Here is a 26,993-nt window from a genome sequence, read left to right as displayed (position 1 = left end):
TCAGCGCGTCCCGGCCAGCACCCGGCTCGTCTCCGCGAGCAGGTCGCGGATGCGGGCCGAGGCGATGCCGTCGAGGGAGTCCGTGACGCGCCTCGCCTCCGCCGCCGCCTCGTCCGGGCGACCGGCGTGGGCCAGGGCCTTGGCGAGGTGGGCCCGGTAGAGGGCGAGGTTGCGGGCGAAGTGCGGGTTCTGCAGGACCGCCGCCCGCTGTGCGTGCCGGGCCGCCCGGCCCCAGTCGCCGAGCGCCGCCCAGCACCCGGCCTCCAGGGCCTCCCGCTCCGGCTCGCCGAAGAAGGACATCCACTCGGGGTCGCCCTCGGCCGGGCCCCGGTCGAACCAGCCGTGCGCGCGGCCGAGGGCCTGCTCGCAGGCGGACCGGTCGCCGAGCCCCGCCCACGCGCCCGCCTCCCGCAGCGACAGCAGCGAGAGGAGGCGGGCCGAGTCCAGCGGCTGCGCGGCCCGCAGTCCGGCCTGCGCCGCCCGGACCGCCTCGCGGTGGCGGCCGGTGTCCCGGGCCAGGAACGAGGTGTTGCAGAAGGCGTGCGCCTCCAGGGCCGCGTTCCCCGCCATGCGCGCGGTGGCCAGCGCCTCCGCGTAGTGCGAGCGCGCGTCCTCGTGCCGCCCCGAGTCGTGGGCCAGCCAGCCGACGGAGAGGGAGAGCTCGCCCGCGCCCGCGTGCAGCCGGTCCTCGGTGGAGCGGCGGGACATGGTGCCGGTGTCGAGGAGCGCGTAAGCGGTACGGAGCGGCTGGGCGGCCACCTTGTAGAGCCCGTCGGCGCCGTGCCGGTCGTCGAGCAGCCGGATCCGCCGTACGGCGTCCTCGACGGCCCGCACCTCGGCCTCGCCGATCCGGTGGGTGCCGCGGGGGGAGGGGATCGCGACGGCGGGGCCGCCGAGTCCCAGCGAGGCGGCCGCCAGGGTGGCGGAGCCGCTCGTCATGAATGCGCGACGCAGCACGTCGCTCTCCTCATCGTTCCGGGTGGTGATGGCGGCGGGAGGCGCTGCCCCGGCCGGGACGGCCTGCCGCCGGCCGCGCACCGTCTCCCGCGCGGAGAACCCCAGGTCGGAGAGGCCGAGACCGGGGAACATGTGCAGGAAGACCCGCTCGTACGCGTAGTTGGGGCAGCGGATCTCGCCCGCTTCCACGCGCCCGATGTAGCGGGCGTCGCACGCGACCTGTTCGCCGATCTCCCGCGCCGCCCGGCGGACCGCCGCGGCGAACTCCGCCGGCGAGTGCTGTCCGCGGAGCCGGCGGAAGGCGAGATTGGGAACTGCCCGTGACATCGCCATGGCCGAGCCCTCTCCTGGTGCTGCCGGGTGTCCGGCGGGCATGAACGTACCTGCTGTGACCGGATGCGTACGCTGAGTTTGGCTACAAATCGGATATCTCGCCTGTGATCTGCCATGAACTGCCATCCTTTGCGGCGGCATCCCGCCGTAGCCGTTGACGCGCACGGGCGTTGAACCGTAAGGGAGAGACGGAACGTGTCTCCTCTGGAGCGAGGAGGGGTCCCCATGTCGGAGATCGGTTCGCAGTCGGCCACGCGGCACGTGCCCGCCCCGGAGACCACGCGGCACCTGACCGCCCCGGAGGCCGTCCGCCCCACAGTCGCCCCGGACGCCGACGGGCCCAGGCCCGCCGCCGGACCCTGGGACCTGGTGACCGTCCCGGTCCGCCAGGGCCTGGAGGCCGTCGACATCCTGCGCCGCGCCGCCGCCCCCGCCGTCGGCCCCGTCGTCCACGACGGCACCTGCGACACCCTCGGCTTCCTGGTGCCGCCGGGCACCGCCGCCGCCTGGGACATGCCGGGCAGCGCCTGTACGAGGACCTCGGGCCGGGGCCTGCGCCTCCCCGAGCTGCCGGAGCTCCCCGAGCCGGCGGGCGACGCGCCCCGGCCGGCCGGCTGGCTGCTGCCCCCCGGCGACACCGACCCCGTCACCGACCCCGTCGTCCTGCGCGAGGCGCTCGGCGAGGCGGCGCGCCTCATCGAGGCGGCCGACGGCTGCCACTGAGCTCCTGTCCCGGCTTGCCCGGATAATGGGCCCGTGGCCAGGAACAAGCAGCGTGACCGGGCGGCGGCGGCCGTCTCCGTCGTCGAGACCGTCGACGGCGGTCTCGCCGAACTCATACCCGACCGGGAGCGCCCGCGCGGCTGGACGCTGCTCATCGACGGCGCCCCGCAGTCGCACGTCGACCTCGACGACCCCGCGCACCTCACCTTCGAGTACCAGCGGCGCCTCGGCCACATCGCCGACCTCGCCGCCCCGCCGAACCGGCCGCTCCAGGTCGTGCACCTCGGCGGCGGCGCCTTCACCCTCGCCCGGTACGTCGCCGCGACCCGGCCCCGCTCCACCCAGCAGATCGTGGAGCTCGACGGCCCCCTGGTCCAGCTCGTCCGCCGTGAACTTCCCCTCGACGCCGGGGCCCGCATCCGGGTCCGCTCCACCGACGCCCGCGCCGGCCTCGCCAAGGTCCAGGACGGCTGGGCCGACCTCGTCATCGCCGACGTGTTCAGCGGGGCCCGCACCCCCGCCCATCTGACCAGCACCGAGTTCCTCACCGAGGTGCGGCGGGTGCTGAGGCCCGGCGGCTTCTACGCGGCGAACCTCGCCGACGGGCCGCCCCTGACCCATCTGCGCGGCCAGATCGCCACCGCCGCCGCCGTCTTCCCCGAGCTGGCGCTCGCCGCCGACCCGACGGTCCTGCGCGGCCGCCGCTTCGGCAACGCCGTGCTGCTCGCCTCGGACCGCGAACTGCCGGTGGCCGAACTGACCCGCCGGGTCGCCACCGACCCGCACCCGGGCCGCGTGGAACACGGCCGGGCCCTCGCCGACTTCGCCGGCGGGGCGTCCCCGGTCACCGACGCGAGCGCCAAGCCCTCACCCGTACCGCCGGCGTCCGTCTTCCGCTGACCCGGGGAATCAGGTCTGCCGGTCGTCGATCTCCACGCGGGGCGCGCTGTCGTGCCACACGCAGAAGACCGACAGTTCGCGGCCGTCCTTGGTGAAGGTGACCCGGATCCAGGTCGGCTGCTTCCACACCTGCATCTGCCAGCCCGACGCGGGCGTCGCGGAGACCAGTTCGGCCGAGGTCTCGCCGAGGTCGAAGGTGACCCGGCCGCCGTCGACGGTGGTGGTCTTCACGTTCGAGTCCGAGCCCCGCGGGGGCGTGGGGGGCGCCTCCGTCGTGGGCGTCGGGCGCTGCGAGGGGGTCGCGGACGGGGTGGCCGGGGGCGTGCGGACCTGGCTCGGCGTCGCCTTCGGAGGGGTGGGCGGGGCCGTCTCGGGCCGCCGGGTCGAGGAGGTCTGCGGGTCGCCGCCGGACGCGGGCGTTCCGATGGTGGTGCCGGCCGGGAGGGGCAGGGCGCGCGGCGGGTCGTACACCGTGCCGGACAGCACCGTGTGCACTCCCCACCAGGACAGGGTGACCGCCGCGCCGGTGGCGAGCGACCAGGCCAGGGCGTGAACGAGTCCTCTTCGCACCGGGACATAGTGCACCACCGGGATCAGGTCCGTACCGGAGGGTGGACCTTGCTCACAGCCTCACCCGAATGGCGTACGGTGCGGGCCATGGCAAGTGTGCTCGTGGTCGAGGACGACCAGTTCGTGCGCTCCGCCCTCATCCGGCAGCTGACCATGTCTTCGGTGGAACCCCACACCGTACGGAGCGTCGGCACCGCCCTGGAGGCACTGCGCGAGGTCGCCCATTTCCGCTTCGACGTCGTGATCCTGGACCTCGGTCTGCCCGATCTCGACGGGTCCGAGGCGCTCAAGATGCTGCGCGGGATCACCGACGTCCCGGTGATCATCGCGACCGCCCGGGACGACGAGGCCGAGATCGTCCGGCTGCTGCACGCGGGGGCGGACGACTACCTCGTGAAGCCCTTCTCCGTCGACCACCTCTCCGCGCGGATGGCCGCCGTCCTGCGCCGCTCCCGGGCCGGCGCGGGCGAGGTGCCGCCCTCGCGGGTCATCCGGGTCGGCGGGCTCACCGTCGACCCGCTGCGCCGTCAGGCGGAGCTCGACGGTGCGCCGTTGGACCTGACCCGGCGCGAGTTCGACCTGCTCGCCTTCCTCGCCGGGCGGCCCGGCGTCGTCGTCCCGCGCAAGGAACTGCTCGCCGAGGTCTGGCAGCAGTCGTACGGGGACGACCAGACCATCGACGTACATTTGTCATGGCTGCGGCGGAAATTGGGTGAAACGGCCGCCCGGCCCCGCTATCTGCACACCCTGCGCGGGGTGGGCGTGAAGCTGGAGCCGCCCCGCGAGCGGGAACCGGGGACGCGGCCGTGAGATGGGCGCTCGTCAAGGTGTCGCTGGCCGTCACCGCCATGGTCGTCTTCGCCTTCGCCGTCCCCCTCGGGCTCGTCGTCCAGGAGATGGCCCGCGACCGCGCCTTCTCCAACGCCGAACGGCGGGCGGCCGGACTCGCCCCCGTCCTCGCGATCACCACCGACCGCGACGAACTCGACAAGGCCGTCGCCACCACCGAGGACGGCGCCGCGGGCCGGCTCGCGATCCACGTGCCCGCCGACGGACCCGGCGGCACCGCCCTGGAGATCGGCACCCGGCGCGCCGACCCGGCGGAGCTCGCCGCCACCCGCAGCCTCGGCCGCGCCTCCATCGCCGAGGTGCCCGGCGGCTTCGCCCTGCTGCAGCCCACCGCGCTCAGCAGCGGCCACGTCGCCGTCGTCGAACTCTTCGTCCCCGAGGGCGAGGTCAGCAACGGCGTCGCCACCGCCTGGCTCGTCCTCGCCGGCGTGGGCATCGCCCTGATCGTCGGCTCCGTCGCCGTCGCCGACCGCCTCGGCGTCCGCATGGTCCAGCCCGCCCAGCGGCTCGCGGGCGCCGCCCACGACCTCGGCGAGGGCAGGCTCGGCGCCCGCGTCCCCGAGGAGGGCCCGCCCGAACTCAAGTCGGCCGCCGTCGCCTTCAACTCGATGGCCGACCAGGTCGTCCAGCTCCTCGCCAACGAGCGCGAGCTGGCCGCCGACCTCTCCCACCGGCTCCGCACCCCGCTGACCGTCCTCCGGCTCAACGCCGCCTCCCTCGGCTCGGGACCCGCCGCCGAGCAGACCCGCGCGGCCGTCGAGCAGCTGGAGCGCGAGGTCGACATCATCATCCGCACCGCCCGCGAGGCGAAGCCGCAGACCCAGGCGGCCGGACCCGGCGCCGGCTGCGACGCCGCCGAGGTGGTCCGCGAGCGGATGGGGTTCTGGTCGGCGCTCGCCGAGGACGAGGGCCGCCGGGTCCGGGTCGCGGGCGTCGAACGCCCGGTCCGCATCCCCGTCGCCCGCCCCGAACTCGTCGCCGCCCTCGACGCCCTGCTCGGCAACGTCTTCCGCCACACCCCCGAGGGCACCGCCTTCTCCATCGACGTCCACAACGGCGACGACGCCGTCATCGTGCTCGTCTCCGACGCGGGCCCCGGCATCGCCGACCCCGCCGCCGCGCTCGCCCGGGGCGCCGGCAGCGGACGCGACGGCTCCACCGGCCTCGGCCTCGACATCGTGCGCCGCATGGCCGAGTCGACCGGCGGCGACGTCCGCATCGGCCACTCGGTCCTCGGCGGCACGGAGGTACGGATCTGGATCAACCTCGGCGGACGCGGAGCCGGTACGGGCGGGGGCGCGGGCCGCCGCGGCCGCCGCCGCAAGGCGTGACGCACCGCGCCCAACCTTTCGTGGTTCCGATGCCTTCCTTAAGCGGAGCCTAAGAATCCCAACCCTGCTCCCCGTCACGGCATTTGTCCGTTTCCCGCTCGCTAGCGTGCTGCCGCACCCCACTCCCACCCCCGGCACACAGAGGCAGGCACGCGATGGGCAGCACTTCGCACCGGCGCAGGACGAGCACCCGGACCAAGGCCGTCGGAGCGGTCGTCACGGCGGCCGTCGTCGGCGGCGCCGCCTTCTGGCTCACCGGCACCGCCCAGGCCGCCGCCGTCGGCGCCGCCTACACCCGGACCAGCTCCTGGACCGGCGGCTACACCGGCCAGTACGTCGTCACCAACGAGACGACCGCCACCCAGTCCGACTGGACCCTGGAGTTCGACCTCCCGGCCGGCACCACCATCGGCTCCCTCTGGAACGGCGAGCACACCGTCTCCGGCAGCCACGTCACCGTGAAGCCCGCGAGCTGGAACAAGCAGCTGGCGCCCGGCCAGTCCGTCACCGTCGGCTTCGTCACCTCCGCCACCGGGCAGGCCGGCGACCCCGCCAACTGCCTCATCAACAAGGCCGTCTGCTCCGCCGGAGGCCCCGCCCCCACCCCCAGCGGCCGCCCCACCGAGCAGCCCACCGCGACGGCCACCCCGAAGCCGACGGCCACCGCGACCGTGAAGCCCACGCCGACCGCCACCACCAGCCCGAAGCCGACCGCCACGGCGACCACGGCCCCCACGCCGACCCCGGCCCCCACCACGACCGGTGCCCCCGCCCCGGCCGCCCGGTACGCCCCGTACGTCGACACCTCGCTCTACCCCGCGTACGACCTGCTCGCGACCGCCGACGCCACCGGCGTGAAGGAGTTCAACCTCGCCTTCATCACCTCCGGCGGCTCCTGCGCCCCGCTGTGGGGCGGCGTCACCGACCTCGCGAACGACAAGGTCGCCGCCCAGATCGGCGCCCTGCGCGCCAAGGGCGGTGACGTCCGCGTCTCCTTCGGCGGCGCCGCCGGGCACGAACTGGCCCTCAACTGCTCGACCTCCTCGGCGCTCGCCACCGCGTACGGCAAGGTCGTCGACCAGTACAAGCTCACCAAGGTCGACTTCGACATCGAGGGCGCGGCCCTGCCGGACACCGCCGCCAACACCCGCCGCTCCCAGGCGATCGCCCAGCTCCAGAAGTCCCACCCGGGCCTGAACGTCTCCTTCACCCTCCCCGTCATGCCCGAGGGCCTCACCCAGCCCGGCGTGGACCTGATCGCCGACGCCCGGCGGAACGGGGTCCGCGTCGACGCCGTCAACATCATGGCGATGGACTACGGCCCCGCGTACAGCGCCGACATGGGCACGTACGCCATCCAGGCCGCGACCGCGACGCAGGCCCAGATCAAGGGCGTCCTCGGCCTCTCCGACGCGGCCGCCTGGAAGGCCGTCGCGGTGACCCCGATGATCGGCGTCAACGACGTCAGCAGCGAGGTCTTCAAGGTCGACGACGCCACCCAGCTGGTCGACTTCGCGAAGTCCAAGGGCCTCGGCTGGCTCTCCATGTGGTCCTCGACCCGCGACAAGCAGTGCGCGGCCGGCGCCGTGACCTACGCCGACCCCACCTGCTCCTCGATCCTCCAGCAGCCCCTCGCCTTCACGAAGGCCTTCGGCGCCTACAAGTGATCAGGACCCCCGTGTCCCCCCACACCGCGCGCCCCGGTCGGCTCCACCCCACCGCCGACCGGGGCGCGCCCCCCTTCGTACCGGTCAGACGACCCGCGTGGCCTTCCACTCCTCCGCGTAGTCGTTGAAGATCGCCCGCAGGTGGTGGCCGATCTTCAGGTAGTCCAGGTCGTCGAGGTTGGCGAGCGAGACGCGGACCGACCACTCGGGGCCGTCGAAGCCGCCGCCGTTCAGGAGCACCACGCTCGTCTGCTCGGCGAGCCGGAACAGCGGGTCGACCGGCTCGTAGTTCTTCTCCAGGAAGTCCGCGAAGTCCTTGCCGTGCACCCGCTCCGCCTCCGCGAGGAGGTCGAGCTCGATGTAGTACCCGGCCCGCTTCGGGTCGTCGGCGATCTTCATCTGGGCGCCTTCGAGGAGCAGGTCGAGGCGCTGCCGCACGATGGCGCGGATCCTGTGCTTGTAGGCCTGGCCCTCCTCCAGCATGTCGAAGAGGGAGAAGAGCGCCATCATCACCTGCTGGGGGAGGGAGAGCCCGGCGGTGTGGTTGAGGGCGACCTGGCGGGAGTCGGCGACGAGCCGGTCGATGAAGCGGATCCTCTCCGGCTCCAGGGACAGCGACCCGTACCGCCTGTTCAGCCGGTCCTTCTCCGCCTGCGGCAGCCTCGTGAGCATCTCGTCGATGACGTTGTCGTCGTGGAGGCCGATGACGCCGAGCCGGTGGCCGGTGCAGCCGTAGTGCTTGGAGTACGAGTACACGAGGAGGGTGTTGCGCGGGATGTCGGCGGCGAGCGAGCGGAAGCCCTCCACGAAGGTGCCGTACACGTCGTCCGTGACGATCAGCAGGTTCGGGTTCGGCCCGGCGACGATGTCCTTGATCTGGTGCGCGACGCGCTCGCTCATCGCCAGCGACGGCGGGTTGGACGGGTTGACGACGCAGACCAGCTTGACCGACGGGTCGGCCAGCTTCTCGACCTCCTCGGCCGGGTAGCGCCACTCGCGCACGCCGGCCTCCGCGAAGCTGCTCGCGTTGACGGTGACGACGTCGAACTCGTACGTGTCCAGCTCGGGGATCTCGATGTACGGGGTGAAGACCGGCACCATGAGGGCGATCCTGTCGCCCTTCTTCAGGATCCCGTTCTTCATCAGGGAGTCGAAGACGTAGCACATCGCGGCCGTGCCGCCCTCGGTCGCGAACAGCGACAGGTTCCCGGCCGGCGGCCGCTTGTCGAACATCTCGTCGTGGACGTAGCCGCGGACGATCTGCTCGGTGTGGGTGAGCATCCGGTCCGGTACGGGGTAGTTGTCGCCGATCGTGCTGTCGGTCAGCTCGTGCACGAACGCGTCCTTGTCGAAGCCGAAGCGCTCCACCGCGTACTCCACGCAGTTCTGCAGCAGCTCGATGCCCGGCAGGTCCGGGTGGCGGCGTACGAAGGTGTCGAAGCGTCCGCCGGAGCCGGGGAGCTCGGGCATGCCGCCGAGGTTGTCGGCGGTCCAGACCCGGCGCGACTCGGAGAGCGCGAAGTAGCCGAGCGCGTAGAAGGCCTCGCGGGGGCCGGTGGCGACCCAGTTCGGGTTGCCGCGGCCGGCATTGAGCATCTGGGCCTGCGACTTGTCCTTCTGGCCCGGCTTGTCCGCCTGCGCGGCCTGAGCGAGCTGGATGAACTTGTCCTTCAGCTCGAACGGCGAGAGCTGCGCGAAGGACTGGATCTCCTGACGGGTGAACGTGGTCCTGGGCATGACGGCGTCCTTACGTGGGTCGGAGGGTGAGGATGACGATCACGTGGGTCAGTGGTTGAGGATGACGATCACGGCGCCCCAGATGGTCAGCAGGACGTTGCCCACCGCGGGTCCATCTCGTACGCGCGGAGGACGACCTCGTAGTAGCCCTCGGCCAGATCGGGGTTGTCGCCGGGCGCGTCCAGCTCCTTCGCCATCTGTGCCGACTCGGCGGCCAGGTCCCGCTTGTAGAGCTTGGGCAGGACGTTGGCGAGGAGCATCGCGCAGAGGATCGTGCCGAGCGGGTACGTGACGGCGTAGCCGATCGCGACCAGGTTCTCCTCGGTCTTCATCTGGTCGGCGGAGAGCCCCGGGAGGTTCCCGATGGCGTCCTGGGCGACACCGATGACGGCGGACTGGGTGAGCGCGCCGCCGAGGAGGCCGGCGGAGAGCCCGGGGCCGTACCCGAGCATCACCGCGAAGCCCCAGGAGACGAGGAGGCCCGTCACGCAGACCACGACGGCGTTGACGACCTGCGGCAGGCCGTCCTTCTTCAGTCCCCGGAAGAACTGGGGGCCGACCTTGTAGCCGAGGGCGAAGAGGAACATGGTGAAGAACAGGTTCTTCACCGTGCCGTCGATCGTGATCTTGAACTGGGCGCCGAGCAGCAGACCCGCCACCAGACAGCCGGTGACGGCGCCGAGCGCGATCGCCTTGTAGCGGAGCTTTCCGAAGAGGAAGCCGAGCGCGACGGTGATGAAGACCAGCAGCTCGGGGTGGGGCTGGAAGATGTTCCGGTTGAGGAAATCGATCACGGCGGCTCCTCACGCCCCCAGAATGCCGACGAGCAGCGGCCCGGTCAGCGGGAGCAGGAAGTTCGAGAGCGTGTACGTGACCGTGTAGCCGAGCATCGGGACCGAGCTCTGGGCGACCTGTGTCACCGAGGTGATCGCCGGGGTCGAGCACTGCTGGCCCGCGATGGCGCCGATGAGCAGCGGCTTCTCGATGTTCAGCAGTTTGCGGCCGACGACCAGCGAGATCGTCGCCGGGATCAGGACCATCGCGATCCCCGCGAACGGCAGCAGCGCTCCGTACTCCTTGAGCAGCGGCCAGGCCTGCGGGCCCGACACCAGACCGGTGCAGGCGATGAAGATGGCGAGGCCCATGTCCTTGAGGGTGGTGGCGGCCTGCGGCGGGAAGGCGCCGAAGGTCTGGCTCCGGGAGCGGAACCAGCCGAAGAGCAGTCCGGAGATCAGACAGCCGCCGCCCGTGCCGAGCGACATCGGGACGCCGCCGAACGTCACCGAGATCTGACCGATGAGGCTGCCGCAGACGATGCCGAGGCCCAGGTAGATGAAGTCGGTGGCGTCGTTCTTGACCGTCGCGCCGACCTTGGCCGCCAGCTTGCCCAGGCCGGAGCGGGCGCCGACCAGGGTGAGCACGTCACCGCGGTGCACGACGGTGTCGGGGGTGGCGGGCAGATGCTGCTCGTTGCGGAGCACGTCCGTCACGTACACCCCGCCGGAGGAGAACTCCGGGTGCTCCTTGGTGAGGGTGTCGATGGACTTGCCGGCCACCGCCTTGTCCGTCAGGGAGACCTGGGTGGTGGCGAGCGGGGTGTCGAGGCCGGGGATCGCCGGGGTCTCGGGGCCGACGTGCCGCCCCGCGTCGATGATGTTGGACCGGCGGCCCACCATCAGGACCAGGTCGGAGAGGGTCAGCTCGAAGTCCGGCGGGGGAGGGGTGAGGACCTTGGTGCCCCGCTTCACCGCCTCGACGGTGACCCGGCTGCCGTTCTGCCGCTCCACCTGGGAGACGGTGGCGCCGTCCGCGAGCGTGACCAGGAACGTCCGTCCCACCATGCCGGGGAGCGCCTCGCGCTCGTCGGACTCCAGGCCGCCGCCGGAGCCGCGCATCTTCTCCCACAGGGCGCGGGAGGCGTCGCGGAGGTTGATCCGCAGCAGCATCGGCATGATCTGGCTGGTGTAGATGACGATGGTGACGAGGCCGAAGAGGTAGCAGACCGTGTACGCGGTGGCGACGTGCCCCTGGTACTCGGTGATCTGCTGCTGCGTCAGGTCGGAGAGCTTGCCGATGGCCTCCGTGGCCGTGCCGACGACCGCGGACTCGGTGGCGGCGCCGGCGAGGATGCCGGCGGCGGTGCCGACGTCGAGGTCGAAGGCCTTGGCGAGACCGAGGGCGATGCCGACGACGCAGACGACCTCGATGAGGCAGAGGGTGAAGAAGCGCAGGCTCTTCTTGTTGAGGTTGGCGAAGAACTGCGGACCCGCCAGATAGCCGAGCGAGAAGATGAAGAGCGCGAAGAAGATCGTCTTCACGTCGTCGGAGACGGTGACCTTCGTCCAGGCGCCGAGGAGCAGCGCGACGATCAGCGTGCCGCAGATGCCGCCGAGCGTGATGGGGCCGACGCGGACCTTGCCGAGGAGGTAGCCGCCGGCGAGGCAGAGGAAGAGGGCGAGTTCGGGGTGGTCACGCAGGACTCCCACGCGGCCTCACCCAGCCCAATACGTGTGAATTGTGGAGATTCGGGACATATGGGGAAGCTAACAGTGGGGCCGGAGGAGTGGATCACCGTCGCGTCCGTACGGGTGAAGGCATGCGAAAACGACTCAGGCCCCGGTTCTTTCGAACCGGGGCCTGAGTCATCAGGGTGAGTAACGGGACTCGAACCCGCGACATCCTGGACCACAACCAGGTGCTCTACCAGCTGAGCTATACCCACCACGACCGGCGGTTTTCCCGAAGGTTTCCCCGACCGGCCGAGAAGAAGTCTACAGGGTTCTGGAGGGTGCTCGCGCCACCGTTTTCCGCGGGGGCTTCCGGGGGGCTTCCGGGGGCGCGAGCGGGGGGTCACTGCGCGGGAACGACGTGACGCGCCGCGATCCGCTTCGCGGTCTCCGAGTCCGGGCCGGGCTGCGGGACGAAGATCGCCTCGCGGTAGTAGCGCAGCTCGGCGATGGACTCGCGGATGTCGGCGAGCGCCCGGTGGTTGCCGTTCTTCTCCGGACTGTTGAAGTACGCCCTCGGGTACCAGCGGCGGGCCAGCTCCTTGACCGAGGAGACATCGACGATCCGGTAGTGCAGGTGGCTCTCCAGGGCGGGCATGTCGCGCGCGAGGAAGCCGCGGTCCGTGGAGACCGAGTTCCCGCACAGCGGCGCCTTGCCCGGCTCCTTGACGTGCTCGCGGATGTACGCGAGGACCTGGGCCTCTGCGTCGGCGAGCGTCGTGCCGTCGGCGAGCGCGTCGAGCAGCCCCGAGGCCGTGTGCATCTGGCGCACGATCTCGGGCATGGTCTCCAGGGCCGCGTCCGGCGGGCGGATCACGATGTCCACCCCGTCGCCGAGCACGTTCAGTTCCGAGTCGGTGACCAGCGCGGCCACCTCGATGAGTGCGTCGTCCGTCAGCGAGAGCCCGGTCATCTCGCAGTCGATCCACACCATGCGATCGTTCATGCGTCCTACCTTAGGGGCTCCCGCCCCGGGGGGCGGCGTGCCGATCAGGCCGGGCCCGTGGCGTGATCGACAGGGCGGCCCCAAGCCCGGGCAGGCCGACGGGCCCCCGGGGGAGGTGTCCCCGAGGGCCCGTCGGTCCTGCGTCGCACCGCTTGTGGCGGCGGCGGTCTTGTTACGGCGCGCTGCGCTGCCCCGGCAGGGCCGGGCGGCCCGGCGCGTACGCGTCCGACTGCGGCTTGCCCGGCTCCAGCGGCCTGCGGAGCCCCGCGGAGCCCTGGCCCGGCACCGCCGCTTCCAGCACCGCGGTGCCGGAGTCGCCCTGCGGCCGCCGCGCGCGGTACGCCGCCCGGTAGGCGGCCGGCGAGGAGCCGAGCTGGCGCCGGAAGTGGCCGCGCAGCGCCACCGGGGAGCGGAAGCCGCACCGGCCGGCGACCTCGTCGACCGAGTAGTCGGAGGTCTCCAGGAGCCGCTGCGCCTGCAGCACCCGCTGGGTGATCAGCCACTGGAGCGGGGCGGAACCCGTCAGCGAGCGGAACCGGCGGTCGAAGGTCCGCCGTGACATGTAGGCGCGCGCGGCGAGCGTCTCCACGTCGAACTGCTCGTGGAGGTGCTCCAGCGCCCAGGCGACGACCTCGGCCAGCGGGTCGGCGCCGATCTCCTCAGGTAAAGACCTGTCGAGGTAGCGCTCCTGACCGCCACTGCGCCGCGGCGGGACGACCAGCCGGCGCGCGAGCGCGCCCGCGGCCTCGGTGCCGTGGTCGGTCCGCACGATGTGCAGACACAGATCGATTCCGGCCGCGGTGCCGGCGGAGGTCAGCACGTCCCCGTCGTCGACGAAGAGCTCCCGCGGGTCCACGTGGACCGACGGGTAGCGCTTGGCGAGCGTCGGCGCGTACATCCAGTGCGTGGTCGCCGGGCGGCCGTCGAGCAGTCCGGCCGCGGCCAGGACGAACGCCCCGGTGCAGAGCCCGACGATCCTGGCCCCCTCCTCGTGCGCACGGCGCAGCGCTTCGAGCGCCTCCGGCGGCGGCGGCGAGGTGATCGACCGCCAGGCCGGGACGACGACGGTGCCCGCCCGGCTGATGGCCTCCAGGCCGTACGGCGCGGTGAGTTCGAGCCCACCGGTGGTCCGCAGCGGGCCCTCCTCGCCGGCGCAGACGAGCAGCCGGTAGCGGGGCACCCCGGCGTCCTGCCGGTCGATGCCGAACACGGAGAGCGGGATGGAGCTCTCGAAGATGGGGCCGCCGCTGAACAGCAGCACCGCGACGACTTCGCGACGGCGGCGCCCGGACAGCTTCCGTGCGACCTCCGGTGCGGCGGAGTCCTGGCTCATGACGCTAAGCCCCCCTCGGTGTTCGCGTCTCCCTGGTCGTGTCGCTCCTGCACGTTTCCCCTCGGTTTTGCACGAGACCCCAGTCTTCGGTACCCATGATCGAATCTACTGTGTCCCGTGGCGCCGGCGTGACAAGTTCTCCATCCGGTGGATTGTCGACAAGGCAACTTGGCGTGAAGCGATCGATCGCGAAGTCTTGCGTCCGACGGCCCCCGAGGGGAAGGGCGGGGCGGCGAACGCCCCCGTACGCGGGGGGTGTGGGCCCCTGGGGCAAGGCTTCCGCGGCCTCCGGCGCCGGGGTTGGCCAACCGTTCCGCCAAGGACTCGCCGACGGCTGGAAGTTGGCTGAAAACATATGGGGTCGGGTGTACGAACCTGTCAACTCGAAGGGGGGCGGGGCCGGCTCAAGGCCCCTCCGAGGCTAGTTCCGGCGCCTCGGGCGGACCGTCTCCGCGTGCAGTCCGCGCTCCGAGCGGCGCAGCAGCAGCCGGCAGGCCGCCGTCACCGACACGAGTCCGAGCGCGGTCCCGGCGGCTCCGCCGAGGGAGGTGCCGTAGCCGACGAGCACCACGGGGACGAGGACACAGCAGAAGGCCGCCCAGCGGACGACGTCACCGGCCTGCTCCGCCCCGCCCCCGCCGGTCGCCGTCCCCGCCGCCGCGCCCCCGCCGGCCGCCCCGCCCGCCGCCGTCCCCGCCGCTCTCCCCGCCGCTGTCCCCGGCTCCGGCTCAGGGCCGGCGGTCGGCGGGAGGGCGGGTGCCCGGCGGCGGCCGCGGGGCCCGCCGAGCGCGGGGGAGGGGGTGGCGGTGGTCTGGCCGGCGGCGGTCGTTGGTGCGGGCACGGGCGGTCTCCCTGCGACGGTGGGCTGGACCTGTGGCAACGAGGAGCGGAACCTTCCGGTCACTCTCGGCGACGTCCGTTTGGCCCCCGTACGGACGCCTGTAGGGCACATCCGGCATTGCCAGATCCCGAGCCCCTCGTGCATGCTCCCTGGAACGCCGCGCGCGAGCGGCGGGCACGCCGGGTGTGGCACGGCGGGCTCTGGGCAGGAGAGGAGTGTCGCCGTACCCTTGGGGGTATGGGCTTGGGAAGATGATTCCCGGACACAGCTCCGCCGCCACCCGTCGTTCGTCCCCTTTTCTCCCCGTCCCTTCCCACGAGGACCTTCTTCGCCGAGACACCGATGGCCGGTCACGAATTCCCCGAACCCGCGGACCGCAAGCGCGTCGCCGATTCCACGGTCGACCCCCTCGCGGTAGAACAGCCACGTCATGCCTGCGACCCGGCCTTCCGGCACGGGGTGGTCGTCGGCTTCGACGGCTCGACGTCCAGTGAGCGCGCCCTCGCGTACGCCATCGGCATGGCCCGCCGCTCCGGATCGGGCCTGATCATCGTGCACGTGGCCAACCGGCTGCCCACCACGGTGTGGGCCGGCTGCGAGCCCCCGGTCTTCGTCGACGTCCCGGACCACCGCACCGAGGTCCTCGGCCTGGAGCTGGCCTGCGCCGACCACCTCTCCGAGGTGCCGTGGATCCTGGTCGAGCGCGGCGGGGACATCTGCCACGAGCTGGAGGAGGTCGGCCGGGAGTACTCGGCCGACGCGATCGTGGTCGGCTCCACGCACGGGATCGTCGGCCGGATCTTCGGCTCGGTCGCCGGCCGTCTCGCGCGCCGCGCGCAGCGGCCCGTCATCGTCATCCCGTAGCCGGACACGCCCCGTACGACCCTTCGGCCCGTCAGGTCGCTTCCTCAACTGCCGTCATCCGGCCATAAATTCGGCCTTCCTCAGGTGAATTGTGTGCTTGTGAAGGGTACATAAAGGTCACGGAACGCAGCAGCTCACGCAGGACAACTGCACACCTGAAGGGAGCCCGCCGTGAACAACGAAGTCGCCGCGGGAAACACCACCTCCACGCTCGGCCACCTGGCACTCGGACTGACCCTGCTGGCCTTCGGCCTGGGCGGAACCGGTGTCATCGACAACGTCGCGGCAGCGGATGCCGCGGGTCTCGCCACCTGGGTCGGTGGCGTGACGCTCTTCCTCGTCGGACTGCTCGCGCTGCGCGCGGGCGACAAGGGCGAAGGCACGGCGTACGCGGCGCTCGGAGCCTTCTGGTTCACCTGGGGCAGCGGCGCCGGCGGACACGCCTCGGCCGACGCCATGGGGCTCTTCCTGCTCCTGTGGGCGCTCCTCGCGCTCACGCTGACCGTGGCAGCCGCGGGCAGCGGACTCTTCGGACAGGGCGTGTACGGGCTGCTGTTCGTCGCGCTGCTGCTGCTCGGCATCGGCGCCCTCGCCGACAACGGCGGGCTCGGGAAGGCGGGCGGCTGGGTGGCCGCCGTCGCGGGTCTGGTCGCCTGGTACGGCGCCACGGCCGCGGTCGCCGGCTGGCCGACGGCCCTGCGCCGCGCGGCGGGCGGTGCTCCGGCCGCGGGCTGAGGTCCACCCGTACGACAGGAAACACAGCGGTCCCCGTGCACGGGAGGTGTGCACGGGGACCGCTGCCGTGTCCGGCCGAGGCTCCGGGGGACAGGCCCGGAGGGGCGGGGCGCCGGGGGACAGGCCCGGCGGCCCCGCCTCGGCCGCGACGGCTGAGGGGGCCGGGTGGGCCTACTCGACGGTGACGGACTTCGCCAGGTTGCGCGGCTTGTCGATGTCACGGCCCATGGCGAGCGCCGTGTGGTAGGCGAGGAGCTGGAGCGGGATGCCCATGAGGATCGGGTCCAGCTCGTCCTCGTTCTTCGGGACGACGATGGTGTGGTCGGCCTTGGCCTGCGGCTGGTGCGCGACCGCGAGGATGCGGCCGCTGCGGGCCTTGATCTCCTCCAGGGCGGCGCGGTTCTTCTCCAGCAGGTCGTCGTCGGGGACGATCGCGACGGTCGGCAGGGCCGGCTCGATGAGGGCGAGCGGGCCGTGCTTCAGCTCGGAGGCCGGGTACGCCTCGGCGTGGATGTAGGAGATCTCCTTCAGCTTGAGGGAGGCCTCCAGCGCGACGGGGTAGCCGCGCACACGGCCGATGAACATCATCGACTGGGCGCCGGCGTACTCCGCGGCGATCTCCTTGATCTGCTCCTCGGTCTTGAGGATCTCCTCGATCTGCGAGGGCAGCTTGCGCAGGCCCTCGATGATCCGCTTGCCGTCGGTGACGGACAGGTCGCGGATGCGGCCCAGGTGCAGGGCGAGCAGCGCGAAGGCGGTGACCGTGTTGGTGAAGCACTTGGTGGAGACGACGCAGACCTCGGGGCCGGCGTGCACGTACACGCCGCCGTCGGCCTCGCGGGCGATGGCGGAGCCGACGACGTTGACGACGCCGAGGACGCGGGCGCCCTTCCGCTTGAGCTCCTGGACGGCGGCGAGCACGTCGTAGGTCTCACCGGACTGGGAGACGGCGATGTAGAGGGTGTCGGGGTCCACGACCGGGTTGCGGTAGCGGAACTCCGAGGCCGGCTCGGCGTCGGCGGGGATGCGGGCCATGGACTCGATGAGCCCGGCGCCGATGAGGCCGGCGTGGTACGAGGTGCCGCAGCCGAGGATCTTGATGCGGCGGATGGTGCGGGCCTCGCGCGGGTCCAGGTTCAGGCCGCCCAGGTGCACGGTGGAGAAGCGGTCGTCGATCCGGCCGCGCAGCACGCGGTCGACCGCGTCGGGCTGCTCGGAGATCTCCTTGTGCATGAAGGTGTCGTGGCCGCCCATGTCGTAGGAGGCGGCCTCCCACTCGACGGTCTCGGGCGTGGCCGTGGTGGAGGCGCCCGAGGTCGTGTAGGTGCGGAAGTCGTCGGCCTTGAGGGTGGCCATCTCGCCGTCGTCGAGGGTGACGACCTGACGGGTGTGGGCGATCAGGGCGGCGACGTCGGAGGCGACGAGCATCTCCTTCTCGCCGATGCCGAGGATGACCGGGGAGCCGTTGCGGGCCACCACGATGCGGTCGTTGAAGTCGGCGTGCATCACGGCGATGCCGTAGGTGCCCTCGATGACCTTGAGCGCCTCGCGGACCTTCTCCTCGAGGGTCTCGGCCTGGGAGCGGGCGATGAGGTGGGTGATGACCTCGGTGTCCGTCTCGGAGGCGAAGACGACGCCGTCGGCCTCCAGCTTGGCGCGGAGCTCCTGGGCGTTGTCCACGATGCCGTTGTGGACGACCGCGACCTTGTTCTCGGGGTCGAGGTGCGGGTGCGAGTTGATGTCGCTCGGGGCGCCGTGGGTGGCCCAGCGGGTGTGCGCGATGCCGGTGGTGCCGGTGAAGCGCTTGGGGACCTTGGCCTCCAGGTCACGGACACGGCCCTTGGCCTTCACCATCTTCAGGCCGGAGGCCTTCGGGCTGGTGACGACCATGCCGGCCGAGTCGTAACCCCGGTACTCGAGGCGGGCGAGGCCTTCGAGCAGCAGCGGGGCAACGTCGCGCTTACCGATGTAACCGACAATTCCGCACATAAAGGTGAAACCCCTCCAGGTAAGTGACAGGTGCTGCTCAGCCGTAGACGATCCGGCGCAGCTGCCGGAGCGAGAGCTCCGGTGGCGCCACCGCCCGGTGCGGCAGCTCCGCCGCGATCCGTTCGAAGATCTCGGCGTTCACGGCGCCGCCGGACTGCAGTTCGCGGTGGCGGCGGCGGACGAACTCCTCGGTCGTCTCGTCGAAGTACGCCAGCACGTCGAGCACCACCCGGGCGGCCTCACCGCGCTGGAGCGCGGTGCTGCGGACCAGGTGGTCGATGAGGTCGTCGTGCGACGGGCGGCGTTCGAGCACCCGTGAATACTGAGGGGTCACCCGCGCTCTCCGCAAGAATCCTGCCCGAATTCGGGCAGGGGTGCCCTGATCCGCACCAGGAGCCGGCTCCTTGGTCCAGACCTTGACCCGGAGTAGGCGTGGCGGTACGCATGGTGGCCGAAGGGATATAGAGAACGACGGACGTGTAGATCTCACCCGAAGGGGAGCCCGCCTGTGAGACAGCGCCTGACGATTCCGCGCCTGATCGGATCCCTGCTCCTGTTCGCCACCGCCGGCGTCGGCTGCGGCGAGGCCGCCGCCGACAGCGCCGACGGCAAGGCGCCCGGCAGAGCCACCGCCGAGCCCGAGGTCCGCCCGCTCGGCCGGATCGTTCCCGTACCCGCCTCCGTCACCCCCGAGGGCGAGCCCTACACCCTCACCACCACCACCCGCATCGGCATCGACAAGACCTCCGGCGAGTCCCGGGCCATCGGCCAGTACCTCGCCGGACTCCTCCGCCCCGCCACCGGCTTCCCGCTGCCCGTCGTCGACGACCGCGCCGCCGGCCCCGGCATCCGGCTCCGCCTCGACCCCGACGAGACCGCCCTCGGCGACGAGGGCTACCGGCTGCGCTCCACACCCGAAGGCCTCACCCTCACCGCCCGCGAACCCGCCGGCCTCTTCCGCGGCGTCCAGACCCTCCGCCAGCAGCTGCCCTCCGCCGTCGAACGCAAGAGCGTCCAGCCCGGCCCCTGGAAGATCGCCGGCGGCACCGTCACCGACACCCCGCGCTACGCCTACCGGGGCGCCATGCTCGACGTCGCCCGCCACTTCTTCACCGTCGACGAGGTGAAGCGGTACATCGACCAGCTCGCCCTCTACAAGGTGAACACCCTCCACCTGCACCTCACCGACGACCAGGGCTGGCGCATCGCCGTCGACTCCCGGCCCCGGCTCACCACCTACGGCGGCTCCACCGAGGTCGGCGGCGGCCCCGGCGGCTTCTACACCAAGGCCCAGTACCGCGAGATCGTGGAGTACGCCGCCTCCCGCTACCAGGAGGTCGTCCCCGAGATCGACATGCCGGGCCACACGAACGCCGCGCTCGCGTCGTACGCCGACCTGACCTGCGACGGCGTCGCCCCGCCGCTCTACACGGGCACCAAGGTCGGCTTCAGCTCCCTCTGCGTGCCCAAGGCGGTCACGTACGACTTCGTGGACGACGTGATCCGCGAGATCGCCGCCCTCACCCCCGGCCGCTACCTCCACATCGGCGGCGACGAGGCCCACTCGACCAGCCACGAGGACTACGTGGCCTTCATGGACAAGGTCCAGCCGATCGTCGCCAGGTACGGCAAGACCGTCGTCGGCTGGCACCAGCTGACCGGCGCGACCCCCGCGAAGGGCGCCCTCGTCCAGTACTGGGGCCTGGACCGCACCCCTGCGGAGGAGAAGGAGCGGGTGGCGGCCGCCGCCCGGAACGGCACGGGCCTGATCCTCTCGCCCGCGGACCGCACCTACCTGGACATGAAGTACACCAAGGACACCCCCCTCGGCCTGGCCTGGGCGGGCTACGTGGAGGTCCGGCGCTCCTACGACTGGAACCCGGCGACCTACCTGGCGGGCGCCCCGGAGACCGCGATCCGCGGCGTCGAGGCCCCCCTGTGGACGGAGACCCTCACCTCCACCGGAGACCTCGACGTCATGGCCTTCCCCCGCCTCCCGGGCGTCGCGGAACTGGGCTGGTCCCCGGCCTCCACCCACGACTGGGACACCTACAAGGAACGCCTCGCGGAACAGGCCCCCCGCTTCGACGCCCTCGGCATCCCGTACCACCGCTCACCGGAGGTGCCCTGGCCGGGGGAATAGCCGGTACGTAGTCGCAGAACGCCCGGCCGGGGAGACCTGGCCGGGCGTTTCGCGTGAGTGCGGCCGGTCAGACGGTGCCGTCCTTGACGCCGGCCACGAAGGCGACGAACGCGGCGGTGGGGACAGTGAGAACAGGGCCGTCGGGACGCTTGGAGTCGCGGACGGGGACGGTGCCGAGCGAGGCCGCGAGATCGGCAGCGACCTCGATGCACTGGCCGCCGTTCTCGCTGTAGGAGGACTTGAACCAGCGCAGTGATTCGCTCGTCACGAGATGCCCTTTCGCAACTGGCTGATCAGGGCCACGGAAGACGCCTGTGACTCCGCTTCGGCCTGTAGTTGATGGTAGATCGTCAGCATGGGCAGGACGGAGATGCTTTCCCGTTCGAGATGACCCCGCTGTGCGGACTCAGCGTACGACATCAGCGACCGGTCAGGCATGGTGAGCACAGTGAGCGGCAGGCTGAGGGGACGGCGAACACCCATGTCGAACGGCGCGATTTGGAGCACGGTATTGGGCAGGTCGGCAAACTCGAGCAGTCGTGCCCACTGTGCGTCCATGACTGTCCTGTCCCCGATGGGGCGCCTGAGACAGCTCTCATCCAGCACGACGAAGATCAACGGCGAGGGGTTTCGCGTCAGTGCCGCTTGACGCTCTGCGACGAGTGCTATCCGCTCGTTCGCCTGGTCGGCGGTGATCATTCCCAGTTTGACCGCGCTCTCGTTGATCAGCGCTGTGTACTTCGGCGTCTGGAGCAAGCCGGGGATGACGCCCACCTCGTACAACCGGATCTCCGCCGCGCGACCCTCGTAGCCGACGTACTCCGGGAAGCCCTCCAGCAGGCTGCCGTTTCGGATCTCGCGCCACTGCTTCTCGAAGGTGTCGGTCGTTTCGCCCGTACCGAAGGCTCTGTCCACACTGCGCGCAAAGCGAAGAGTCGGCATCTTGCGGCCAGTTTCGACAGCCGAGACATGGGTGCCGGAATAGCCCATGTGGGCACCCAGTTCCTCCTGGTTCCACCCCCGGGCTTCCCGTGCCGTGCGTAACCGCGCCCCGAACGCTGCTTGCGGGCTGCTCTCCGGGTTCAGCTCCTTGAGGTTGACCAAGCCGCCACCAACTTTCTGTGCTGTGCTGGCAAGTTGAACGGCTCCTGACTGTAGGCCACCCTGAGGCACCCCGGTAGCGAATCGGCTACGGAGAGGAGTCAAGGTGCCCGCTCAGAGCGTTCCCCCGACCCCCGATCAACCCCCACCCGCCGCCGGCGACTTCGTGGTCGACACCGGCGGTGGCCTGACCCGACTCGGCAGGGTGTCGCGCACCCAGGCCGGGAGCGTCTACCTGCACCCACCGGGCGGCGGGGCCGAGTGGGTCACGGCGCCCGAGGACCTGCGCGCACCGACCGAGGACGAGTGGTCGAGGATCCGTGTCCTCACCACCCCCGTGCCGAAACTCGTCCTCTCCGCCGACCACGAGCTCCGGCCCCGGCCCGAGCCGGTCCCCGGCTGCACGCCGTGTGCGCACCTGGCTCAGCGGTTCGACCTCAGCATGGGCGCGGGCCCGCAGCACGACGAATCCGCCGCCGTGGACTGCGTGGTGGAGATCCGCAACCACCCGCACGACCCGCCGAAGATGCGCATCGTGAAGCCGTGACCTGCGAACAACTCCGCACGCCCCCAGGCGGGCGATGCCCCACGACTCCGCCCCCTCGTTAAGGGGGGAGCGGTCATGTCCCGCCCCCGGTGATGTCCGGCAAGACCGTCCGGGGGCGGGACCCAGTCCCTTCGAAGAGAGACAGGAGATCCACGGTAATGAGTGATCTGTACGAGCGGGAGTTGTCCGGCGAGTTCGCCGCGCTCTGCGGGGGCGGAACGGACAACGACGGAAACATGGAGAGCTGCATCAGCCTCGCCGAGCTGCGCGGGGGCGGGTACGCGCTCGGTGACACGAAGCCCGAGGGGGCCGGCCGGGAGCTGCGGATGAGCGCGGACGAGATCACCGCCTTCGCGCGCGGCTGGATCGCCAAGGTCGACGCGGCCGGCTGACCCGGGACAGGGCCCCGCCACGCGCGCGGGGCTCGTTCGCTCTCCTCACCCACCCCGAAGGAGTCAGCATGGCGCTGGCCGATCTCGTGGACGATGTCCCGGAGATCCTCAAGAACTGGCCCGACCGGCCGAAGCTCTTCCACCGTGATCCCGCCGCCCTGGCCCGCCTGTGGTCTCTCGACGAGGTCGAGGAACTGGTGGACGCCGAGTGCCTCCCCGCCCGGAACGTCGTCCTCCTCAAGGACGGGAAGGTCCTGGAGCGGTACACGTACATCGACGGCGAGATGCCCCGCCCGGGTACGATCCGCGCCCACCTCGACGTCGGGGGCACGGTCTCCGTCCGGCAGCTTCAGACGGTCAAGCCGTCCCTGAGCGTGCTGCGACGCGAGATCCAGGACGAGACGGGCTGCCTGGTGCACGTGAACGCGTACCTGACGCCGCCGGGAGCACAGGGGCTCAAGTACCACTACGACCCGTACGTGACGCTGATCGTCCAGCTCTCCGGGCGGAAGGCCTGGCCGCTGCAACCGCCCTTCGTCGAGCACCCGATGACGGAACACGGAAACTTCCTGGAACGAGGATTCACCCTGGACGAGCGGCGCTACCTCGCCCACACCGCTCCTGCCCAGACGTTCACGCTCGAACCCGGCGACGTCTTCTGGCTGCCGCGCGGCTACGTCCACTCGCCGTACACCGAGGGGGACGAGCCCTCACTGCATCTGACGTTCGCGCTCAAGGAGCGCACCTTCCACTGGCTCGCGTCCGAGATGACGCGCGAGGTCTTGTCCCAGGCACTCGTGGACCCCGCTCTGCGGGCAGAGATCCCGCCGTCGGACCTGTTGTCCACGCCCGACGCGGCGATTCGGTGGACCCGGGAGTACCTGATCGGTGCGCTCCTGCTCCTGGAGTCCGGGCACGTGGCCGAGGTCGCACGGAAGGCGGCCGCCCGTGCCGGACAGTGAGGACGGTGACGGCGGCGGGAAACGGCACTGGCACGCGTACGCGTACACCGGCCGGTCCTATCCGGACTCGGCGATCAGGCGTGGTGAAGTGCCGGCCGACTACCCGCCGATCGAGATCAAGGACTGGCTGCGGAGGCCCGCCGGCCAGGTCGTGGCGACGTACACGGACGTGGAAGCGGCGGTCTCCTGGATCGAGGGGGAGCTGACACAGAACCCTCCCGTGGACCAGGAGCACTTCCCGGTCTGGGACCGCCTGCTGCGAGTCCGGGAATCGCTGCGGCTGGCGGCAGGGTGCGATGTGGTCCAGGGGTACTACTCCAAGGCCCAGCAGTACGTGTCCCGCGCGCTCATCACGTGTCCGCGTGGGGTGGGGGAGCACTGCCCCTACGGCATCACGGAACGCGAGCCGGCTGTTGGTCAGCAGAGGACGTAGATGCAGTAGTGCTCGCTGCTCTCGACGAAGCAGTACGTCACGCCGTTCTCGGTGATCTCGATGTCGTTGCAGCCCGGGTCCGCGCGGAGGGTCGGGGAATCGCCGCCATGGCAGGGGTGGTCCTTCGTGGTGGACCGGGCGGCGTTCGGGCGGTGGCGCACGATGAAGGGCGGTGCGGCCGTGGGGGCGTGGAGGGCGGTGCTGTCGGAGGCGCGGACCCGGCGGAAGGACTCGACGACCACGATGGCGTCCGTCGCCACCGCGAACTCGTAGATCTCGTCACCGTCCGTGGTGTGACGGCCTGTTGCGGTCCGGGAGCGGAGGGCGGACTCGTTCACCCAGAGGATCGGTCGGTCTTCGTCGGGGCAGGGATCCGTCACGCAGACGATCGGCTGGATCGGGACCTGGCCCAGCCGGCGGAGCGGGTGGTCGTCGGAGACGTCGAGAGGCACGCCGGTCAGGGTCGTCGTGGTCGCGTGGGTGAAGGCTTTCGTTCGGGCGCTGTCGTAGCTGGCCATGGTGGCTCCTGGTGCGTTCGGCACGGGCGGCGCCACGGAAGGCCGACGAAGACCGGTCGCCCGGATGGCTCGCTCTGCTCGCTGCCGAATCGTCGAATCGCCGAATCGATGGGGGAATCCCCTGGAATGTGCCTTGTCAGGTCACCACTTCACGGTAGCGCGGGGCCGTGCCGCCTGCCTCCCGGCCAGGCCCGCACCGGACTGAGCGTGCACGGATGTGAGCCCCGTCGGAGGACCGTACTCCGGCGGGGCTCACATCGGTTCGGGGAAGGTCAGGCGAAGCGGGCGATCGGGTTCGCCAGGTCGCCGACCAGCTGGAGGGCCGCCGACGGGTCCGCGAGGTCGACCATCTGCTTGTTGTTGCGGAGCTGGAGGCGGTTCAGGGCCGACAGGGCGAAGGTCTCCGCGAACATGTCGTACTGGCTGAAGCGGTCCGACAGGGCCGGGTGCGCGCGCTGGTAGTCCTTCACGCACGCCGCCACCGTCCGCCAGAAGTCCTCCTCGGCCAGGACGCCCTCCGCCGCCAGGGTCGCGCCCAGGAAGCGGAAGAAGCAGTCGAAGACGTCCGTGAAGACCGAGAGGAGCTTCATGTCCTCCGGGACCTCGGCGCGGATGCGCTCCACCGCCGGCGGGAGGACCGCCGTCGGGTCCATCACGCAGATCTCCTCGGCGATGTCCTTGAAGATCGCCCGGGCCACCGCGCCCCGCTCGTCCAGGACGAGGATCACGTTCTCGCCGTGCGGCATGTAGACCAGGTCGTAGGCGTAGAAGCAGTGCAGGATCGGGAGGAGGTAGGCGTCCAGGTACCGGCGGAGCCAGACCGTCGGCTCCTCGCCCGACTCCTTGATCAGCGCGCCCGCCAACGACGCGCCCGCGCGGTCCACATGGAGGAGGGAGGCCATCGTCGCCAGGCGCTCGCCCTCGGCCAGGGCCGGCACCGGGGACTCGCGCCAGAGCGCCGCCAGCATCTTGCGGTAGGGCGAGTAGCGGTCCGTGGCCGCCTCGTACTCCAGGTGCCGGTAGCCGATCGCCGCCCGCTCGCGGATGATCGAGAAGCGGGCCGACCTCAGGGTGGAGTCGGAGGCGATCAGGCCGTGCAGCCAGTCGTTGATCGCCGGCGTCGCCTCCATGTACGCGGCCGAAAGACCCCGCATGAAGCCCATGTTGAGGACCGAGAGGGCCGTCTTCACGTAGTGCTTCGCCGGGTCCGCGCTGTTGAAGAACGTACGGATCGACTGCTGCGCCAGGTACGCGTCGTCGCCCTCGCCCAGGTACACCAGGCGCTGCTGCGCGACCTCGGCCGCGAAGGTGACGGACAGCTTGTTCCACCACTGCCACGGGTGGGCCGGCATCAGGAGGTAGTCCGCCAGGTCCAGGCCCTGGGCGGCCAGGGTCGCCGCGAAGCCGTCCACCGCCGCGTCGCCCAGTTCCGCGCGGATGAACGTCTCGTACTCGATGCCCGCCCCGGCGGTGAAGGTGGCGCGGTCGCGGTGCGCCGCCAGCCAGATCAGGTGGATCCCGCTCGCGGCCTCGGGGGCGTACGCGCGGTACTCGTCGACTCCGAAGCCCAGCCGGCCGTTGTTGGCGACGAAGCAGGGGTGGCCCTCGGTCATCCCCGTCTCGATCGCCTGGAAGCCCGCGCGGGCCAGCTCGGCGGAGGTCACGGCCGGCTTGGTCGCCTTGTACGCCGTCCCGGCCAGGGTGGAGGAGATCTCCTCCAGGTAGACCGGCAGGATCTCGTCGCTCAGCCCGAGGGAGCCGCGCAGCTCGGTGATGAACTGGAGCGCGTCGAGCGGGAGCTGCTCGTCGCCGCGGTGGCGGCTGATCGAGTCCGGGTAGACCTGCCAGTGGTCGAGCGCGAAGCGGTCGGCGGTGAAGCGGTACTCGGTGCCGCCGTCGTCGCTGAGGACCTGGTAGCGGCTCTCGCCCAGCTCCTTCGGGTTCAGCAGCCGCTCGTGGGCGAACTCGGCGAGGCCCTTGCGGATCAGGGCGCGGTTGGCGTCCGCCCAGCGCTCGGGCGTGAGGTGTGCGACGGGATTCATATGGAGGCTCCGACGGCGGTCTCGAACTGGGCGCGGGTGCAGAAGCTCAGCAGGGCCTTCTTCTCCGGCTTCTGGATCTCCCGCTCGGGCACGAAGCCGACGGCCTCGTTGAGCGCGTGGACGGCCTTGTTGCGGACGTCGGGCTCGACGACCACGCGGGCCGTCGCCGGGTCGGCGAACAGTTCCGCCATCACGGCGGTGATCACCCGGCGGGTGAAGCCGTGCACGGGGGTGTCGCTCGGGGCGACCAGGAAGTGCATGCCCACGTCGCCGGGCCGCGGCTCGTACAGGCCGACCAGTTCCAGCTTCGACGGGTCGTACCGCTCCATCAGGAAGGCCGGCTCGCCGTCGACCAGACCGATGAAGGCGTCGTGGTGCGGGTGCGCGGCGATCGCCATGTACTCGCGCTCGACGTCCTGGAGCTTCGCGTCCTGCATCATCCAGAACGCGGCCTTCGGGTGCGTGACCCAGGGGTGGATCAGCTCCGTGTCCTTCAGAGGGTTGAGGGGACGGATCTGGACGCCACCTGAGGACGTGGTGGTGCGGGACATGCGATCTTCCTTCGAGGGTGGG

Annotated in this window: 25 protein-coding genes, 1 tRNA gene and 2 pseudogenes; 12 read left to right on the top strand and 16 right to left on the bottom strand. The window is 71.3% G+C overall.

The window, feature by feature from the left end; translation table 11 throughout:
- Positions 1 to 1,290: a tetratricopeptide repeat protein gene (locus tag AB5J54_RS14895; RefSeq protein ID WP_369144404.1), complete on the bottom strand. Its 1,290-nt coding sequence runs from the start codon at positions 1,288 to 1,290 to the stop codon at positions 1 to 3.
- A 225-nt stretch (positions 1,291 to 1,515) separates the two neighbouring features.
- On the opposite strand from AB5J54_RS14895, the gene AB5J54_RS14890 reads away from it, so the two are divergent.
- Together AB5J54_RS14890 and AB5J54_RS14885 are read left to right on the top strand one after the other, a co-directional pair.
- Positions 1,516 to 2,013 (top strand): hypothetical protein, encoded by a 498-nt coding sequence (locus AB5J54_RS14890; protein WP_369144403.1) that lies wholly within the window; start codon positions 1,516 to 1,518, stop codon positions 2,011 to 2,013.
- A gap of 33 nt (positions 2,014 to 2,046) precedes the next feature.
- The gene (locus AB5J54_RS14885; RefSeq protein WP_369144402.1) at positions 2,047 to 2,913 is read left to right on the top strand and encodes a spermidine synthase; all 867 of its coding nucleotides are present in this window, start codon (positions 2,047 to 2,049) and stop codon (positions 2,911 to 2,913) included.
- Positions 2,914 to 2,922: 9 nt separating this feature from the next.
- On the opposite strand, the gene AB5J54_RS14880 is transcribed toward AB5J54_RS14885, so the two are convergent.
- Positions 2,923 to 3,483, bottom strand: coding sequence for a hypothetical protein (locus AB5J54_RS14880; RefSeq protein WP_369144401.1), 561 nt, complete (start codon positions 3,481 to 3,483; stop codon positions 2,923 to 2,925).
- An 87-nt stretch (positions 3,484 to 3,570) separates the two neighbouring features.
- Here AB5J54_RS14880 and AB5J54_RS14875 point away from each other — a divergent pair, with 87 nt between their 5' ends.
- The 3 genes from AB5J54_RS14875 (at position 3,571) to AB5J54_RS14865 (ending at position 7,330) form a co-directional block, all read left to right on the top strand.
- Positions 3,571 to 4,293 carry a response regulator transcription factor gene (locus AB5J54_RS14875; protein ID WP_369144400.1) on the top strand — a complete coding sequence of 241 codons (723 nt, stop codon included), beginning with the start codon at positions 3,571 to 3,573 and terminating at the stop codon, positions 4,291 to 4,293.
- Positions 4,290 to 5,663, top strand: a complete 1,374-nt coding sequence (locus AB5J54_RS14870) for an ATP-binding protein (RefSeq protein ID WP_369144399.1) — start codon at positions 4,290 to 4,292, stop codon at positions 5,661 to 5,663. Before AB5J54_RS14875 ends, AB5J54_RS14870 begins: the two co-directional genes overlap by 4 nt.
- A gap of 155 nt (positions 5,664 to 5,818) precedes the next feature.
- Entirely contained in the window at positions 5,819 to 7,330 is a 1,512-nt protein-coding gene (locus tag AB5J54_RS14865; RefSeq protein ID WP_369144398.1) for a cellulose binding domain-containing protein, read from the top strand.
- A gap of 84 nt (positions 7,331 to 7,414) precedes the next feature.
- On the opposite strand, the gene AB5J54_RS14860 is transcribed toward AB5J54_RS14865, so the two are convergent.
- The 7 genes and pseudogenes from AB5J54_RS14860 to AB5J54_RS14830 form a co-directional block, all read right to left on the bottom strand.
- Positions 7,415 to 9,067, bottom strand: coding sequence for a bifunctional aspartate transaminase/aspartate 4-decarboxylase (locus tag AB5J54_RS14860; RefSeq protein WP_369144397.1), 1,653 nt, complete (start codon positions 9,065 to 9,067; stop codon positions 7,415 to 7,417).
- A gap of 73 nt (positions 9,068 to 9,140) precedes the next feature.
- A pseudogene (locus tag AB5J54_RS14855) lies at positions 9,141 to 9,861 on the bottom strand (aspartate-alanine antiporter); the annotation flags it as partial.
- 9 nt (positions 9,862 to 9,870) lie between these two features.
- Complete coding sequence (gene aspT / locus AB5J54_RS14850; protein ID WP_369144396.1) at positions 9,871 to 11,553, bottom strand: aspartate-alanine antiporter; 1,683 nt, start codon at positions 11,551 to 11,553, stop codon at positions 9,871 to 9,873.
- Positions 11,554 to 11,716: 163 nt separating this feature from the next.
- Positions 11,717 to 11,789 (bottom strand) — tRNA-His (locus tag AB5J54_RS14845).
- A 128-nt stretch (positions 11,790 to 11,917) separates the two neighbouring features.
- On the bottom strand, positions 11,918 to 12,520 hold the full coding sequence (gene orn, locus AB5J54_RS14840; protein WP_369144395.1) for an oligoribonuclease: 603 nt from the start codon (positions 12,518 to 12,520) through the stop codon (positions 11,918 to 11,920).
- Positions 12,521 to 12,692: 172 nt separating this feature from the next.
- Positions 12,693 to 13,853, bottom strand: a complete 1,161-nt coding sequence (locus AB5J54_RS14835; RefSeq protein WP_369144394.1) for a helix-turn-helix domain-containing protein — start codon at positions 13,851 to 13,853, stop codon at positions 12,693 to 12,695.
- A gap of 421 nt (positions 13,854 to 14,274) precedes the next feature.
- Positions 14,275 to 14,466 (bottom strand): annotated as a pseudogene (locus tag AB5J54_RS14830) (hypothetical protein); the annotation flags it as partial.
- A gap of 570 nt (positions 14,467 to 15,036) precedes the next feature.
- Between AB5J54_RS14830 and AB5J54_RS14825 the strand changes: the two are divergent.
- Positions 15,037 to 15,558 (top strand): universal stress protein, encoded by a 522-nt coding sequence (locus tag AB5J54_RS14825; RefSeq protein WP_123452601.1) that lies wholly within the window; start codon positions 15,037 to 15,039, stop codon positions 15,556 to 15,558.
- Between the two features lie 171 nt (positions 15,559 to 15,729).
- Positions 15,730 to 16,293 carry a GPR1/FUN34/YaaH family transporter gene (locus AB5J54_RS14820; RefSeq protein WP_369144393.1) on the top strand — a complete coding sequence of 188 codons (564 nt, stop codon included), beginning with the start codon at positions 15,730 to 15,732 and terminating at the stop codon, positions 16,291 to 16,293.
- A gap of 171 nt (positions 16,294 to 16,464) precedes the next feature.
- On the opposite strand, the gene glmS is transcribed toward AB5J54_RS14820, so the two are convergent.
- On the bottom strand, positions 16,465 to 18,282 hold the full coding sequence (gene glmS / locus AB5J54_RS14815) for a glutamine--fructose-6-phosphate transaminase (isomerizing) (protein WP_369144392.1): 1,818 nt from the start codon (positions 18,280 to 18,282) through the stop codon (positions 16,465 to 16,467).
- A gap of 37 nt (positions 18,283 to 18,319) precedes the next feature.
- Positions 18,320 to 18,595, bottom strand: a complete 276-nt coding sequence (locus AB5J54_RS14810; RefSeq protein ID WP_030210307.1) for a hypothetical protein — start codon at positions 18,593 to 18,595, stop codon at positions 18,320 to 18,322.
- A gap of 195 nt (positions 18,596 to 18,790) precedes the next feature.
- On the opposite strand from AB5J54_RS14810, the gene AB5J54_RS14805 reads away from it, so the two are divergent.
- Positions 18,791 to 20,425 (top strand): beta-N-acetylhexosaminidase, encoded by a 1,635-nt coding sequence (locus tag AB5J54_RS14805; RefSeq protein WP_369144391.1) that lies wholly within the window; start codon positions 18,791 to 18,793, stop codon positions 20,423 to 20,425.
- Between the two features lie 67 nt (positions 20,426 to 20,492).
- On the opposite strand, the gene AB5J54_RS14800 is transcribed toward AB5J54_RS14805, so the two are convergent.
- On the bottom strand, positions 20,493 to 20,693 hold the full coding sequence (locus AB5J54_RS14800) for a DUF397 domain-containing protein (protein WP_369144390.1): 201 nt from the start codon (positions 20,691 to 20,693) through the stop codon (positions 20,493 to 20,495).
- Complete coding sequence (locus tag AB5J54_RS14795; RefSeq protein WP_369144389.1) at positions 20,690 to 21,529, bottom strand: Scr1 family TA system antitoxin-like transcriptional regulator; 840 nt, start codon at positions 21,527 to 21,529, stop codon at positions 20,690 to 20,692. Before AB5J54_RS14795 ends, AB5J54_RS14800 begins: the two co-directional genes overlap by 4 nt.
- Before the next feature lie 103 nt (positions 21,530 to 21,632).
- On the opposite strand from AB5J54_RS14795, the gene AB5J54_RS14790 reads away from it, so the two are divergent.
- The 4 genes from AB5J54_RS14790 to AB5J54_RS14775 all read left to right on the top strand — a co-directional run bounded on the left by AB5J54_RS14790 (position 21,633) and on the right by AB5J54_RS14775 (position 23,860).
- Positions 21,633 to 22,073: a hypothetical protein gene (locus AB5J54_RS14790; protein WP_369144388.1), complete on the top strand. Its 441-nt coding sequence runs from the start codon at positions 21,633 to 21,635 to the stop codon at positions 22,071 to 22,073.
- Positions 22,074 to 22,231: 158 nt separating this feature from the next.
- Positions 22,232 to 22,465, top strand: a complete 234-nt coding sequence (locus AB5J54_RS14785; RefSeq protein ID WP_369144387.1) for a DUF397 domain-containing protein — start codon at positions 22,232 to 22,234, stop codon at positions 22,463 to 22,465.
- A 68-nt stretch (positions 22,466 to 22,533) separates the two neighbouring features.
- On the top strand, positions 22,534 to 23,427 hold the full coding sequence (locus AB5J54_RS14780) for a cupin domain-containing protein (RefSeq protein ID WP_369144386.1): 894 nt from the start codon (positions 22,534 to 22,536) through the stop codon (positions 23,425 to 23,427).
- Positions 23,414 to 23,860, top strand: coding sequence for a hypothetical protein (locus tag AB5J54_RS14775; protein ID WP_369144385.1), 447 nt, complete (start codon positions 23,414 to 23,416; stop codon positions 23,858 to 23,860). The genes AB5J54_RS14780 and AB5J54_RS14775 overlap by 14 nt, the downstream gene beginning before the upstream one ends.
- Here the strand turns inward: AB5J54_RS14775 and AB5J54_RS14770 are convergent.
- The 3 genes from AB5J54_RS14770 to AB5J54_RS14760 form a co-directional block, all read right to left on the bottom strand.
- On the bottom strand, positions 23,845 to 24,378 hold the full coding sequence (locus tag AB5J54_RS14770) for a hypothetical protein (protein WP_369144384.1): 534 nt from the start codon (positions 24,376 to 24,378) through the stop codon (positions 23,845 to 23,847). The genes AB5J54_RS14775 and AB5J54_RS14770 overlap by 16 nt on opposite strands.
- A gap of 272 nt (positions 24,379 to 24,650) precedes the next feature.
- Positions 24,651 to 26,420: an IucA/IucC family siderophore biosynthesis protein gene (locus tag AB5J54_RS14765; RefSeq protein WP_369144383.1), complete on the bottom strand. Its 1,770-nt coding sequence runs from the start codon at positions 26,418 to 26,420 to the stop codon at positions 24,651 to 24,653.
- Complete coding sequence (locus AB5J54_RS14760; protein WP_369144382.1) at positions 26,417 to 26,971, bottom strand: GNAT family N-acetyltransferase; 555 nt, start codon at positions 26,969 to 26,971, stop codon at positions 26,417 to 26,419. The genes AB5J54_RS14765 and AB5J54_RS14760 overlap by 4 nt, the downstream gene beginning before the upstream one ends.
- Positions 26,972 to 26,993 lie beyond the last annotated feature (22 nt).

The sequence above is a fragment of the Streptomyces sp. R44 genome (assembly GCF_041053105.1).
GTDB lineage: Bacteria > Actinomycetota > Actinomycetes > Streptomycetales > Streptomycetaceae > Streptomyces.
Note: the sequence above shows the minus strand (reverse complement) of the source record. Positions and strands in the feature narration are given on the sequence as shown.